13 protein-coding genes are annotated in these 13663 nt (G+C 60.0%); 6 read left to right on the top strand and 7 right to left on the bottom strand.

Annotated features, from left to right (window positions below):
* The first annotated feature begins 23 nt into the window (after positions 1–23).
* The gene (locus AC1DM5_RS17960; protein WP_477822570.1) at positions 24–707 is read left to right on the top strand and encodes an ABC transporter ATP-binding protein; all 684 of its coding nucleotides are present in this window, start codon (positions 24–26) and stop codon (positions 705–707) included.
* Between the two features lie 3 nt (positions 708–710).
* Here the strand turns inward: AC1DM5_RS17960 and AC1DM5_RS17955 are convergent, their stop codons facing one another.
* Positions 711–1172 (bottom strand): DUF5680 domain-containing protein, encoded by a 462-nt coding sequence (locus AC1DM5_RS17955; RefSeq protein WP_007823917.1) that lies wholly within the window; start codon positions 1170–1172, stop codon positions 711–713.
* Between the two features lie 313 nt (positions 1173–1485).
* Between AC1DM5_RS17955 and dnaE the strand changes: the two genes are divergently transcribed.
* A complete protein-coding gene (gene dnaE / locus AC1DM5_RS17950; protein WP_477822571.1) occupies positions 1486–4983 on the top strand; it encodes a DNA polymerase III subunit alpha in 3498 nt (1165 codons plus the stop codon).
* A gap of 41 nt (positions 4984–5024) precedes the next feature.
* On the opposite strand, the gene AC1DM5_RS17945 is transcribed toward dnaE, so the two are convergent.
* Together AC1DM5_RS17945 and AC1DM5_RS17940 are read right to left on the bottom strand one after the other, a co-directional pair.
* Positions 5025–5357: a hypothetical protein gene (locus AC1DM5_RS17945; RefSeq protein ID WP_477822572.1), complete on the bottom strand. Its 333-nt coding sequence runs from the start codon at positions 5355–5357 to the stop codon at positions 5025–5027.
* Positions 5300–6418 carry an MFS transporter gene (locus tag AC1DM5_RS17940; protein ID WP_477975374.1) on the bottom strand — a complete coding sequence of 373 codons (1119 nt, stop codon included), beginning with the start codon at positions 6416–6418 and terminating at the stop codon, positions 5300–5302. Before AC1DM5_RS17940 ends, AC1DM5_RS17945 begins: the two co-directional genes overlap by 58 nt.
* Before the next feature lie 142 nt (positions 6419–6560).
* Here AC1DM5_RS17940 and AC1DM5_RS17935 point away from each other — a divergent pair, with 142 nt between their 5' ends.
* On the top strand, positions 6561–6992 hold the full coding sequence (locus tag AC1DM5_RS17935; RefSeq protein ID WP_477822574.1) for a winged helix-turn-helix transcriptional regulator: 432 nt from the start codon (positions 6561–6563) through the stop codon (positions 6990–6992).
* A gap of 3 nt (positions 6993–6995) precedes the next feature.
* On the opposite strand, the gene AC1DM5_RS17930 is transcribed toward AC1DM5_RS17935, so the two are convergent.
* Positions 6996–8246, bottom strand: a complete 1251-nt coding sequence (locus tag AC1DM5_RS17930; protein WP_477822575.1) for a L,D-transpeptidase family protein — start codon at positions 8244–8246, stop codon at positions 6996–6998.
* Positions 8247–8399: 153 nt separating this feature from the next.
* On the opposite strand from AC1DM5_RS17930, the gene AC1DM5_RS17925 reads away from it, so the two are divergent.
* A complete protein-coding gene (locus AC1DM5_RS17925; protein WP_477822576.1) occupies positions 8400–10130 on the top strand; it encodes a GNAT family N-acetyltransferase in 1731 nt (576 codons plus the stop codon).
* Positions 10131–10234: 104 nt separating this feature from the next.
* Here AC1DM5_RS17925 and AC1DM5_RS17920 read toward each other — a convergent pair whose 3' ends face one another.
* Positions 10235–11524 carry a DNA polymerase IV gene (locus AC1DM5_RS17920; RefSeq protein ID WP_477822577.1) on the bottom strand — a complete coding sequence of 430 codons (1290 nt, stop codon included), beginning with the start codon at positions 11522–11524 and terminating at the stop codon, positions 10235–10237.
* 76 nt (positions 11525–11600) lie between these two features.
* Here AC1DM5_RS17920 and AC1DM5_RS17915 point away from each other — a divergent pair, with 76 nt between their 5' ends.
* On the top strand, positions 11601–12188 hold the full coding sequence (locus AC1DM5_RS17915) for an N-acetyltransferase family protein (RefSeq protein WP_477822578.1): 588 nt from the start codon (positions 11601–11603) through the stop codon (positions 12186–12188).
* Here AC1DM5_RS17915 and AC1DM5_RS17910 read toward each other — a convergent pair.
* Both AC1DM5_RS17910 and AC1DM5_RS17905 read right to left on the bottom strand, forming a co-directional pair.
* Complete coding sequence (locus tag AC1DM5_RS17910) at positions 12163–12888, bottom strand: hypothetical protein (RefSeq protein ID WP_477822579.1); 726 nt, start codon at positions 12886–12888, stop codon at positions 12163–12165. The two genes, AC1DM5_RS17915 and AC1DM5_RS17910, sit on opposite strands and share 26 nt — an antisense overlap.
* Positions 12843–13157, bottom strand: a complete 315-nt coding sequence (locus tag AC1DM5_RS17905; protein ID WP_113185645.1) for a DUF3572 domain-containing protein — start codon at positions 13155–13157, stop codon at positions 12843–12845. Before AC1DM5_RS17905 ends, AC1DM5_RS17910 begins: the two co-directional genes overlap by 46 nt.
* A gap of 132 nt (positions 13158–13289) precedes the next feature.
* Between AC1DM5_RS17905 and AC1DM5_RS17900 the strand changes: the two genes are divergently transcribed.
* Positions 13290–13661 (top strand): response regulator, encoded by a 372-nt coding sequence (locus tag AC1DM5_RS17900; RefSeq protein WP_003547430.1) that lies wholly within the window; start codon positions 13290–13292, stop codon positions 13659–13661.
* The last annotated feature ends 2 nt before the right edge of the window (positions 13662–13663 follow it).

Here is a 13663-nt window from a genome sequence, read left to right as displayed (position 1 = left end):
TCAATCCAAGGAATGCCGCATTCATGAAACGCAACGTCGTTCTCAAGCTTTCGGGCGTCGCGCGCCATTATGGCCAGGGCGAAACGCTGCTGACTATCCTCAAGGGTGCGGACCTCACCCTGTCGAGCGGTGAGATGGTGGCGCTGGTGGCGCCGTCCGGCACCGGCAAATCGACGCTGCTGCATGTCGCAGGGCTGCTGGAGCATCCCGACGGCGGCGAGGTAGTGGTCAACGGCCGCCCCTGTGATGGCCTTTCCGATGAGAAGCGCACGGCCATCCGCCGCGGCGAGATCGGTTTCGTTTATCAGTTCCACCATCTGCTGCCGGAATTCTCTGCGCAGGAGAACATCATGATGCCACAGCTCATCGCCGGCCTCTCATGGAAGGAAGCGGGCGAGCGGGCGAAGATGCTTCTGGATTACATGCGCATCGGCCACCGCGGTGCGCATCGCCCGGGCGAGCTTTCCGGCGGCGAGCAGCAGCGCGTGGCAATCGCTCGCGCCGTTGCCAATGCACCGAGCCTGCTTCTGGCCGACGAACCGACCGGCAATCTCGACCCGGAAACCGCCAGCTATGTCTTCGACGCTCTGGAGGCCCTGGTGCGCCAGTCCGGCCTTGCCGCGCTGATCGCCACACACAACCACGAGCTCGCCCGGCGCATGGACCGGCGCGTGACGATCTCCGACGGCAAGGTCGTGGATTTCTGATTATCAGGGGATAATCAGCCCGCCGCGATAATCGAGCTCATAGGCCTTCTGACCATCGACAAGGATGAATTCGTGGCCACGGAAATGCGTGCAGTCGCCTTCGCTCGTATCGACATAGCGCCCCAGCGAATGATCGAAGACCATGCCGCCGAGGAAGCGGCCTTGTTTGTAGAGCTGTGACAGCGCGGCGCTAATGATCGTGCCGGCGACAGTTCCGTCGATGATCCCGGGCTCGATGATCCGCCCGAAATAGTTCATCGCCCACACCGGCTTTTCCTCCAGCCACACCACTTCCTGACCGGCAAAATCCGTGCCGCCGAAATAGCTGTCGAGATAGCGCCAGATGCCGCGCTTGTAGCCGAGATCATGGGCGCCGATCCGATAGGAAGGCTGTGCCTTGGCGCCGGCAACATAAGTCTGCGATTTGGCTTCGACAATGAAGCCGTTGAGTTCCTGCGTGTCCATCGTCCCACTGCTCCGATGTTAACCATGTCCCGCAGAAGCGGGGGGTAAACCTGTTGACAATAGAACATACATGGAACAAATTAAAAACATAAGAGCAAACGGAGAGCCAAATGACTGACATGATCCGTGATATCGCAGCATTCACCTCCATCGCAATGTTCATTGCCAGCTTTTCGCTGATCGTCATGGCAATGTAAGAATTCAGGGGATCGCATGGCAGCCATGCGGTCCCGAAGCGGGACTTTTTCTGGACAGAATCGCCGACAATGCCGACAATGCGCACTCTTCAGTGAGGCGGTTCGAAAGGCAGATCATGGCGGATGCGGAAAAAGGTGCTGCTGGCGCAGTCGTCGGCGGAAAACCGGGCTTCGTCCATCTGAGGGTCCACTCCGCCTATTCGCTGCTCGAAGGCGCGCTGCCCCTCAAAAAGATCCTCTACAAGGCATCGGGCGACAGCCAGCCGGCAATCGCCATCACCGATACCAACAATCTTTTCGTCGCCCTGGAATTTTCCCAGAAGGCGCTGGAGGACGGTCTGCAGCCGATCATCGGCTGCCAGGTGTCGATCGACATGGAAGATGGCCTCGACACCGAGAAGCGAGGCGGTCAGCAGGCGCTGGTTAAATTGCCTTCGATCGTGCTTCTGTCAGCTACGGATGCGGGTTACGAGCGGCTGGTCGATCTCGTCAGCCGCGCCTATCTCGGCGGTGAGAGCAATCAGGCTGTCCATATCCGTTCCTCCTGGCTGGAGGAAATCGGTACCGAGGGGCTGATCGCTTTGACCGGTGCCTCGACCGGCCCTGTCGACATGCCGTTTAAGGACGGCCATGCTGCTGCGGCAGAGACGCGACTGCTGGCGCTGAAGCGCCTCTTCGGTGACCGGCTCTATGTCGAACTGCAGCGGCACGGAACCTACGACAAGCGCCACGAACAGAAGATCATCGGCCTTGCCTACAAGTATGATCTGCCGCTGGTGGCGACCAACGAGGCCTTCTTCCCGACACGAGACGATTACGACGCGCATGACGCGCTGATGGCGGTGGCCCACAACGCCATCGTTTCCGACGACAGCCGCTTCCGCCTCTCGCCGGATCATTATCTGAAGAGCCGTGCAGAGATGGAAAAGCTTTTCGCCGATCTGCCTGAGGCACTGGATAATACCGTCGAGATCGCACGGCGCTGTTCCTTCATTCTGAAGACCCGCAAGCCGATCCTGCCACGCTTCACCGGCGCGACCGATGATCCCGAGGAGGCCGAGCGCGCAGAATCGCTCGAACTTCGCCGCCAGGCGGAGGAGGGGCTGGATATGCGCCTTGCCGAGCTTGGAATGTCCGCCGGTTACGAGGAGAAGGATTACCGCGAACGGCTGGAATTCGAGCTCAGCGTTATCGAGCGCATGAAGTTCCCCGGCTACTTCCTGATCGTTGCGGACTTCATCAAATGGGCCAAGCAGCAGGATATTCCGGTCGGTCCGGGCCGCGGTTCGGGTGCGGGTTCACTGGTCGCCTATGCGCTGACGATCACCGACGTCGATCCGCTGCGTTTCTCGCTGCTCTTCGAACGCTTCCTCAATCCCGAACGTGTCTCGATGCCCGACTTCGATATCGACTTCTGCCAGGACCGCCGCGAAGAGGTGATCCGTTACGTGCAGCAGAAATATGGTCGCGAGCAGGTGGCGCAGATCATAACCTTCGGTTCGTTGCAGGCGCGCGCGGCACTGCGCGATGTCGGCCGCGTGCTGGAAATGCCCTACGGCCAGGTCGACAAGATCTGCAAGCTGGTGCCGAACAATCCCGCAAACCCGACGCCGCTTTCCAAGGCGATCGAGGAAGAGCCGAAGCTGCAGGAAGAGGCAGCCAAGGAACCGGTCGTTGCCCGCCTTCTGGATATTGCCCAGAAGATCGAAGGCCTCTACCGCCACGCCTCGACTCATGCCGCCGGCATCGTGATCGGCGACCGTCCGCTGTCGAAGCTCGTGCCGATGTATCGCGATCCGCGGTCCGACATGCCGGTCACCCAGTTCAACATGAAATGGGTGGAACAGGCCGGTCTCGTGAAGTTCGACTTCCTCGGCCTGAAGACGCTGACCGTGCTCAAGGTCGCTGTCGACTTCTGCCGGAAGCGCGGCATCGAGGTCGATCTTCCGAAGATCCCGCTCGACGACAAGAAGACCTACGAGATGCTTTCGCGCGGCGAGACGGTCGGCGTGTTCCAGGTTGAAAGTGCCGGCATGCGCAAGGCACTGATCGGCATGAAGCCGGACTGTATTGAGGACATCATCGCGCTGGTCGCCCTCTATCGCCCGGGTCCGATGGAAAACATTCCGACCTACAATGCCCGCAAGCATGGCGATGAAGAGCTGGAATCGATCCATCCGATGATCGACCATCTGCTCAAGGAAACGCAGGGCGTTATCGTCTACCAGGAGCAGGTGATGCAGATCGCCCAGGTCCTGTCGGGCTATTCGCTTGGCGAAGCCGATCTTCTGCGCCGCGCCATGGGTAAGAAGATCAAGGCCGAAATGGACCAGCAGCGCGAGCGCTTCGTCGTCGGCGCGGTCCAGAACGGCGTGTCGAAGCCGCAGGCCGACAACATCTTCGAACTGCTCGCAAAGTTCGCAAACTACGGCTTCAACAAGTCGCACGCTGCCGCCTACGCTATCGTCTCCTATCAGACGGCCTATATGAAGGCGCATTATCCGGTCGAGTTCCTGGCCGCGTCGATGACGCTCGATATGTCGAACACCGAAAAGGTCAACGACTTCCGCCAGGATGCCAAGCGCCTGGGCATCGAGGTCATCGCGCCCTCCGTCCAGACCTCCTTCCGCCAGTTCGAGACCGGCGACAACCGTATCTATTACGCGCTTGCGGCTCTCAAGGGTGTCGGTGAATCCGCTGTCGATCACATCGTCGAAATGCGCGGCGACAAGCCCTTTGCCAGCATCGAGGATTTCTGCCTGCGCATCGATCCGCGCCAGGTGAACCGCCGCGTGCTGGAAAGCCTGATCTATGCAGGCGCCTTCGATTGCTTCAACCTGGATCGCGCCCAGCTTTCGGCCGGTCTCGACCGCGTGCTCGGCTATGCGCAGCGCGCCCAGGAAAACAAACTGAGCGGCCAGTCGGATATTTTCGGCGGTGCGCTATCCTCGGGTCCGGAAAAGATCGCCTTGCCGCCGTTCTCGCCCTGGCTTGCCTCCGAGCGGCTGCTCAAGGAATTCCAGGTGCTGGGCTTCTACCTGACCGCCCATCCGCTCGACAGCTACAACAACATCCTTCAGAAGATGCGCGTACAGACCTTCGCGGATTTCTCGACGGCGGTGAAGCAGGGCGCTGCGAACGGGCGACTGGCGGGCACCGTCATTTCCAAGCAGGAGCGCAAGACGCGCACCGGCAACAAGATGGGCATCATCGTCTTCTCGGATTCCTCCGGCCAGTATGAAGCCGTGCTCTTCTCCGAAATGCTGAACCAGTATCGTGACATACTCGAGCCCGGGAAATCCTTCGTCATCACCGCGATCGGCGAAGAGCGGCCGGAAGGTGTCAGCCTGCGTCTGCAGACCATCCAGTCGCTGGAGGAAAAGTCGCTGCAGATGCAGAAGGCGCTACGCGTCTATGTCCGCGACTCCGGCCCGCTACGCGCCGTCGCCGCACATCTGAACGCCAAGGGCGACGGCCTCGTCTCCTTCATCGTCATCAAGGAGGAGGGCAAGCGCGAGGTCGAAGTGGTGCTGCAAGAGAAATATCGCATCACGCCCGAGATTGCAGCTGCCTTGCGGGCTGCTCCTGGCGTCGTCGACGTCGAACTCGTCTGAACGAAAAGAGCGACCGGCAGTGCGCCGGTCGCCTTTATTTTTCAGCCGGCCTGCAGCCGGCAGGATGCATCCGCGCAGCGGCCTCTGCCGAAGCCCATGATGACCATGCCGATCAACGTCGCCGCGACCGGCACCAGCAAGGCGGTGCGCAGCGCTTCCAGGCGTTCGGATGGACTGTCTCCATCGCCGAGAGCAAGTGTGCCGACGGCGCTGACGGCGGAGAGGCCGAGGGCCGCGCCGAACTGGAACGACGTATTCACCAGCCCGCTTGCCAGTCCCTGTTCGTTTTCGGCAATACCTTCAGTCGCAATGATCGTCAGCGGGCCGTAGCCAAGCGAGAAGGCCAGGCCGAGCAGGATCGTCGACGGCAGCATCGCCGCATATGTCCAGTCGAGCCCCATACCAAGGAAGAGCGCGTAGCCCGGGCAAAAGCAAAGCCGCCAAGCACCACGCGTCCATTGCCGAAGCGCTCGACGAGTAGGGGCGTCAGCAGGGGCGCCAGAATGGCGTCCATGCCGATGACGATGAGGGCGAGGCTGGTTTCGAAGGAGGACCAGCCGAGCAGTTCCTGCAGGTAGAGCGAGACGATGAACTGAAAGCCGAAGAAGGCGCCGGTGAAGAGCATCGCTCCGAGGTTGGATTGTACCAGGGCGGCAGACCGGAAGATGCCGAGCCGCACCAGCGGCGCACGCGAATTGCGTTCGATGAGGATGAAGGCGAACCAGAGCACCGCGCTCGCGCCTGCCGCCACAATCGTCCAGGTTAGCTCACTGGTGGCATGCTCCAGTCGCGTCAGCGCATAGGCGGCAAGCAGCATGGCGCCGGTCAGCGTCAGCGCGCCAGCAATGTCGAACCTCTGGCGTGGGGTTGTGTCCTCCTTGTTCTCCACGATCAGCTTCGTGCCGGCAACGAGCAGGATGGCGGAGAAGATAACAGGTGCGAAAAACACCCATCGCCAGCCGACGGCGGACAGAAGCCCGCCAATGACGAGGCCGAGGGAGAAGCCGGCCGAGGCCGTGCCGGCATAGATCAGCACGGCCCTGTTACGCTGCGATCCCTCCGGAAAGCTACCATTGATGAGCGCAAGCCCGGCGGGCGTCATGAAGGCGGCCGCTGCACCCGTCACGAAGCGAGCCGTCAGCAGCATCCAGCCCTCGGTCGCAAAGCCGCCGAGGCCGGAGAACAGCAGGAAGACGGTCAGTGCCGTCAGGAAGACCTTGCGCTTGCCGTACATGTCGGCGACTCGCCCGCCAAGCAGCATCAGCCCGGCATAGGCAAGCACATAGGCCGAAACCACGGCGCTCAGCGTGGTGGTCGAAAGACCAAGCTCGGCCCGGATCGATGGAAGCGCGATGTTGAGCATGGCCGCATCGACGCCTTCGAGAAAGATGGCGCCGCACAGAACGGCGAGCATTCCGGCAGCGCTGCGGCTCATTCTTCCGCTATCCAATGCCAGTGGAGGACTTGTAGACATCCTGATTTCCTTGTCCGTGAAGCAGGGAAGAGCGAGAATGGTTACATATTGATCCTCGGTTCCCTATTGTAACCAAAGCTGACATAAGGCATGGTTCGGAGCCATGGAAGAAGGCACTTCAAACTCACCGAGTGACTGCTGCAGCACCGACCGCGATTACGACGTCCACCAGTGGGATTCGCGGGAAGAATGCGAGGTGCGCCAGATCCTCGATCGCATCGCCGACAAATGGTCGCTGCTGGTCATTGCCCTGCTCGAAAAACGCACCTTGCGCTTTACCGAATTGCGCAAGAGCATCGATGGCATCAGCCAGCGTATGCTGACGACGACATTGCGTCAGCTCGAGCGTGACGGGCTGATCGAGCGGACAGTCTATCCCGTCGTTCCGCCAAGGGTTGATTATGCTCTGACGGATCTCGGCTGCACGCTGCACGACACGATCAAGGCGCTCGTGGTCTGGACGGAAACGAACCAGGCAAAGATCATTTCCGCCCGCCGAAGCTACGACGAACGCGCCAGCGAGAAGCTTTGGTAAGCCTCAGCTCTCGCGGGTGATGGTGATGAATCCCGTGCCTTCGCCGGTTTCGGATCCGAGGCCTGTATCTGATATCGTCAGCGTTGAGCCAGGCGAGATCAGTGCATCGATCCGGTGACGGGTTTCTTCTGACATCGAGATGCGGCTGAGCGCTCTGGCGATTGGACGGCCGCTGATGATGGAGCTTTCCTGATTGGCGATGCCGAGCCGCTTCACCGTCTCGCGGGAGAGATTGTTCTCCAGCGTTACCCCCAGCCAGTCCGCCGTGCCGGCCGCCTCATCGACTGAATGCAGCGAGAAGAAGTGCGTGCCGAGAGCAAGACCCGGACCGGCGATGGTAATGGGCGCCTCGAAGAGCGGCTTGAAATCCTGCCGTACCATGATGACGCCATTCGGAGGCTCGCCTTTGCCTGCCGCTGCGTAAACTTCCTTAAGGAGAGTATCAGTGACCAGGCCCTTGTCACGGGCAAATTCCGTTGGCCGCAGCGCCTTGAAGGCATTGATGGCCTGAACGGTCGCAGGACCGGCCAGCCCATCAGGCTCGCCGGCAGCAAAGCCGAGCTGGTTCAGCAGGGTCTGGATATCGATGACGTTTTCACGCAGCGTCCGGCGCGTAATCAGCATGCTGATCGGCGCGCTATCCGCAGCAGGCGCCTGCAGCTGGAACTGCGGCATCGGCAGGGCAGCCGTCGTCTCGTTCATGGCGACCTGCACCTGCGTCTTCGCGTCACCTATGGACGGCCGCAGCTCCACGTCCGATAGCAGTGGTGCCGGTTCGGGCCGGTTGGGGCGGAACAGGGTCGGATGGTCAATCGGCTCTGGTATCAGCTCACTGTCGGTAATGATGACAGGCACGCCCATCTCGGTCATCTTGTAGAGCGATTTCGCAAAGGCGTCGGGCATGCGCACGCAGCCATGCGAGGCCGGATAGCGCGGCACGGAATTAGACTCGTGTAGCGCGATGCCGGACCATGTCAGCCGCTGCATGAAGGGCATCGGCGCGTTCGAATAGATATTGGATTCGTGGTACTTCTGCTTCTCGATGACGGAGAAGATACCGCTCGGCGTCGTGTGCCCATCCTTGCCGCTCGAGATCTTGGAGGTCGCCACGACCTCCGCACCGTCATAGACGGCCAGCGACTGCTTATCCTTGGACACGAAAATCTGCAGCGTGCGCGCGTCTGCTGCAAAAGCCGGATGGACAAGAGCGGTTGCCGACAGCAACCCGATAAGAACGCTTACACGCACAGACATGACGCAATACACCACATGCACAAAAACGACGCGAGTTAAGCACGCGAAGTTTAACGAAGGCTTGAATACGCGGCGCCGCTTTGATCACGAGATTGTGGGATATTCAATTTTATGCAAATCTAAAAAAGGAGAAGTCTTGGGGGAGACTTGGAAATGCATGTCGATATTGCTTCCGCGTTCGATGATCTGCATGCCCTGAAAGATAACTGGAACGAGGTCTACGCTGCCGATCCGGAGGGGAACTACTTCCTCTCCTGGCACTGGATCGTCAAATGGCTGGAGCGGCGTGCTTCGTCGTTCGTTCTCGCCGCTAAGCGGCAGGAGGGGGATGAACGATACGTGGCTTTCCTGCCCATCCAGCTGCATGTCGAATTCGAGGAAGGGCAGGGCCTCGTCAATATACTGCGGCTCGGCGGCACGCCTTACGCCGGCTATAATGGCCTCCTGACACGTCCCGAGGATGCCGAAGCGGCGCTCAGCGCCTTTGCCGATTGCCTCCAGACCTTCAACTGGAAACATCTCGATCTCGACGATGTCTATATATCCGAGGAGAGACTGAAGGCGCTCCTCGAGGCCTTTCCGGTTTCCGAATTTTCAAAGAGAAAGGTCGCTCGCAGGCCGCACATCACCTCGGTTGGTGAAAACATCGACCACGACGTCTATGTCTATGTGCCGCTCGGCGATGATTTCGAAACCTTCGTCGATGAGCGTTTCGGCTCGAAGACCCGGCGCAATGCGCGAAAAGCGCTGCGCGATCTCGTCGCACCGCAGAACGAACTGCGTATCACTCACGTCACGCCCGAGACGATGGAGCGCGACCTGGCGCTCTTTTACGAGATGTGGAACCTGCAATGGGGCGAGCGCCAGCCGCGCTACGGAAAGTTCATTCTCGACAACAGCCGTCATATGCTGCCGGCCTGCATCGAGCATGGCACGGTGTTCATGCCGATCCTCTGGCATCAGGACAAGCCGGTCGGCACCTTCATCATCTTCCTCGATCCCTACCGCAAGTCGATGATGTGCTTCCTCGGAAGTCGCGACCTGACCTTCCGCCACTCGATCAGCCCCGGTTTCATGCTCCATTGCTACAATCTGCGCTGGGCGATCGAAAATGGCTACCGCATCTACGACATGGGCACCGGCAATTACAGCTATAAGGATCTACTCGGATCGGAGCACCATATCGTCGAGAAGCTGCAGATCTCGACGCTGACAGGCCGTAATATCGGCGACCGTCTCGATCCGCACTCGCTTGGCATCGCCATGCATCAGGCGGTGCATTTCTTCAGGAATGGAAACCCGACCGCCGCCGAACTCTGCTGCCGGCAGATCCTGGCCGTCGACGAGAAACATGCGCAAGCCAGTTCATTGCTGGCGAAAATCGAGGCGGCGCGGCGGCCAAGGTTGACCGGTGATCCCGAAACCCATTTCAGTGCTGCCGCTGAACGTCATCGGGCCGGCGATCTTACTGCTGCGGAAGCTGGCTATCGCGACGTGATCTTAGTCATGCCAGATCATTTCGATGCTCTGCAGCATCTGGCATTGCTGCTATTGCAGAAGGGCGATCTGCGTGACGCAGCAGTCTGCGTCGATAAGGCGATCGAGGCGAAACCGACATCTGCCTCCGCCTATTGCAATCGCGGCAATATCCAGGCGCGGCTTTCGAATTTCGATCAGGCGCTCGCAAGCTACGATCGGGCAATCGCTCTCGATGCCGGTCACGCCATCGCTCTCAACAATCGCGGCAATGTTTTACGGCGACTGGGGCGCCATGATGAGGCGCTGGAAAGCTATGATCGTGCCATCGCGATCGAACCCGGTTATGTGCAGGCTGCGAAGAACAGGGAGGCGGCGCTGCAGGAAATGTCCACGGTGCCGGCCTAGAGCGCCGTGCGTCCATTCGGACGCACAAAGGACGCTCTAACACTTTGAATCTACGCATCAGGCTTTCCGAAAATCGATTCCGATTTTCGGACCGATGCTGTAGGCTAGCGGTTCCCCTTGCCACCGAAAGTATAGCCGGTCTCGACCGTGCCCTTGCCGAACTTGTCGCGCAACTTGTCCATGGCGGCTTCCGCCGCCGCGCGCCGGCCGGATTGCTGGTCGATGAGATCGGGCGGGTCGGCGCGGCCGGCATCGCCGAGATCGGTGACGCCAATGCCGATCAGGCGGAATTTCGTGCCGTCCGTTTCCTTCTCCAGAAGATCGAGCCCCGTGCGGAAGATCTTGTCGGCCAGTTGTGTCGGGTCTTCAAGGCGCCGGTTGCGGGTGCGCGATTTGAAATCGGCCGTCTTCATCTTCAGCACCACGGTCTGGCCGGCAATGCCGTTCTTCTTCAGCCGCCAGGAGACCTTTTCCGAGAGATTGCGCAGGATCGGCACCAGATCATCATAACGCGAGATATCATCGAAGAAGGTGGTTTCAGCTGACACGCTCTTGGCCGCATCGTTGATATGCACCTCGCGGTCGTCGATGCCGCGCGACAGGCGGGAAAGCCGCTGGCCGATGCTGCCGAAACGGCGCATCAAGTCATTCTCTTCCATTTGCTGCAACTGGCCGATCGTGCGGATGCCGTCTGCTTCGAGCGTCGCGGCAAGTGCCTTGCCGACGCCCCAGATGGTCGTCACGGGACGAGGCGCCAGAAACTCCACGGCTTCCTCGCGTCCGATGACGGAAAAACCACGCGGTTTCTGCAGGTCGGAGGCGACCTTGGCGAGGAATTTGCAATAGGAAAGACCGACCGAGACGGTAATGCCCACCTCTTTTTCGACGCGGCGGGCAAACTTCGCCAGCGTGCGGGCCGGCGGATCGTGATGCAGCCGTTCGGTGCCGCCGAGTTCAAGGAAGGCCTCGTCGATGGAGAGCGGCTGCACAAGCGGTGTCAGTTCCTGCATCAGCGCGCGAACCTGCCGCCCGACCTTAACATATTTCTCCATGTCCGGGCGGATGACGACGGCCTGTGGGCAGGCCTCCAGCGCCTTGAACATCGGCATGGCCGAGCGTACGCCGTGGATGCGGGCGATATAACAGGCAGTTGAGACGACCCCACGCTTGCCGCCGCCGATGATCACGGGCTTGTCGGCAAGCTCCGGATTGTCGCGTTTTTCCACAGCGGCATAGAAGGCGTCGCAGTCAATATGCGCGAGCGTCAGGTCGTAAAGCTCTTTGTGGCGCGCGAGACGCGGGCTGCCGCAAACATGGCAGCGGCGCACGTCTCCCTTCTGCTCGGCAAGGCAGTCGCGACAGAAGCCGGGTGTCTTGTCAGATGCAGGCGCCATGGTGAGAACAAAGGTTGAACATTGCAACATTACGCCCTAAGCTTTTGAGTCTCAAGAGAGGGAGGAGAGCTTGGCCGTGGATATCGATCTTCGTTTCGAACCTGTTACGGCCGAGCGCTGGGGCGATTTCGAAAAGCTGTTCGGCCCGCAGGGCGCCTTCTATAATTGCTGGTGCGTGGCGCTGCGTCTTCCGCATGCCGTCCGCACGAAGATGGAGCCTTCGGAGCGCAAGGCCCATATGCAGGGCCGGATTGAGACGGGACCGCCGCCGGGCATTCTCTGTTATATCGAGGGCGAGCCTGTGGCCTGGGTTCAGGTGGGGCCGCGCCACGACGTGCCGCAGTTCAATTCGCCGCGAACGGTTTCGCGGCCACTCGAGGAGGGTGACGCTCATGACCCCTCGATCTGGGCAGTCAGTTGTTTCTTCCTGTTGCCGAATCTGCGCGGAAAAGGCTTGAGCCACAGATTGCTTGCTGGTGCCGTCGATTATGCCCGCGGTCAGGGCGCACGGTTGCTGGAAGCCTGTCCGATCGACCATGTGAAGCAGTCGAAATCCGTCACGCTTTGCATCGGCTCCACGGCGATTTTCGACACGGCCGGTTTCGAAACGATCGCGCAGCGCAAGGACGGCCGGCCGCTCATGCGGCTGGATTTGCACGGCTGATCGTATGTGCCGTAAGATGTTGGTCGATGAGTTCGGCGGCATGAGCCCAGTCTCTCGCCCGCGCGATATTCTCGGCGGCGGCTGGCGCGAAGCGGTGAACGGGCGAATCCGGCATGAGATGGATGAGCAGGCAATCTGCCACATGCTCCTTCACGGAATGCAGGTTGCGCGCCATATCATCGATAAAGACGACCGGAAGATCGCGACCGCCATGCAGCGCCTGCACGATCGGTCCCTTCGGCTGTTCGCTGGCAAGCAACGGGAAGGTGAGGCCCGCGCTGTCGAGAAGGCGACGACGATGGGCGGAAAACTGCGGTGGCATCGCGGTGAGGAACAGGACGTCGGCATCATCAGACAAGCGTTCGAGCGTCGAAACGACGGGATCGATAGGCGTCTGCCAGCTTTCCTGGGCTTCGAAGAATTCCAGGATCAGCCGGCTGACATGCTGATCCTCAAGCGCAACCCCGTCGGCCAGCGAGACGATGTTGCCGTGAAGACGGAAGGAGCGCGGCAGAAATTCATGACCGAGACTTTTGAGGTACAGTTGGAAAGGACCGATGAATTGCAGCACCACATCATCGACATCGCAGACGATGAGCGGCCTGTCGCCAAGGCGGATATGCGAGATGTCGAATTCGGCGCTGTTGCTCACGATCAGTATTCCCCAGAGTCGAGGCCAGGCGGCGAGAAGTGGCGCCATGCCGCAGTCAGCGCTTCCGGCGTCGTGTTCGTCGCCTCACAGAAGGCGATTGCCGTCGGCTCATGGTTCATGAGGAAGTCCAGCATGCCGGCGAGAAAGCCGGGATCGTTGATGGCATTGCGCACTTGCTGGGGTTCTACGCCTGTCAATGCCAGGAAGCGACCGAAGAGATCCGGGTCGTTCGCAAGCCAGCCGAGGACGGCAATGGCCGTTTCTTGCGGATCTGCTGCCGCCGCAAGTTGTTTCGAAGTCTTGAAATTGCTTTGCATTGCGGTGGTCGAGTTACCTTTTCTTCAACCAAATACCGGTAGCTTGCACTATCGGTTTCATGGAGCCATTTGTCAGCTAATGTCTTTATCATGGACATTTGGCTTCAAGAGCGGACGTAGGGACAGCTAATCATGCCCAAACAGGTGATGATTGTAGAAGATAACGAGCTCAACATGAAGCTCTTTCGCGACCTCATCGAGGCCTCGGGCTATACCACGATCCAGACCCGCAACGGCATGGAAGCGCTTGATCTTGCGCGCAAACATCGCCCCGATCTTATACTTATGGATATTCAGCTTCCGGAAGTTTCCGGCCTCGAAGTCACCAAGTGGCTGAAGGAAGACGACGAACTGCATGTGATCCCGGTCATTGCCGTCACGGCCTTTGCCATGAAGGGCGACGAGGAGCGGATCAGACAGGGCGGCTGCGAGGCCTATGTCTCGAAGCCGATCTCCGTTCCGAAATTCATTGAGACGATTAAGACTTATTTGGGCGACGCCTGAGG

The sequence above is a fragment of the Rhizobium sp. 01T437 genome (assembly GCF_056398505.1).
Note: the sequence above shows the minus strand (reverse complement) of the source record. Positions and strands in the feature narration are given on the sequence as shown.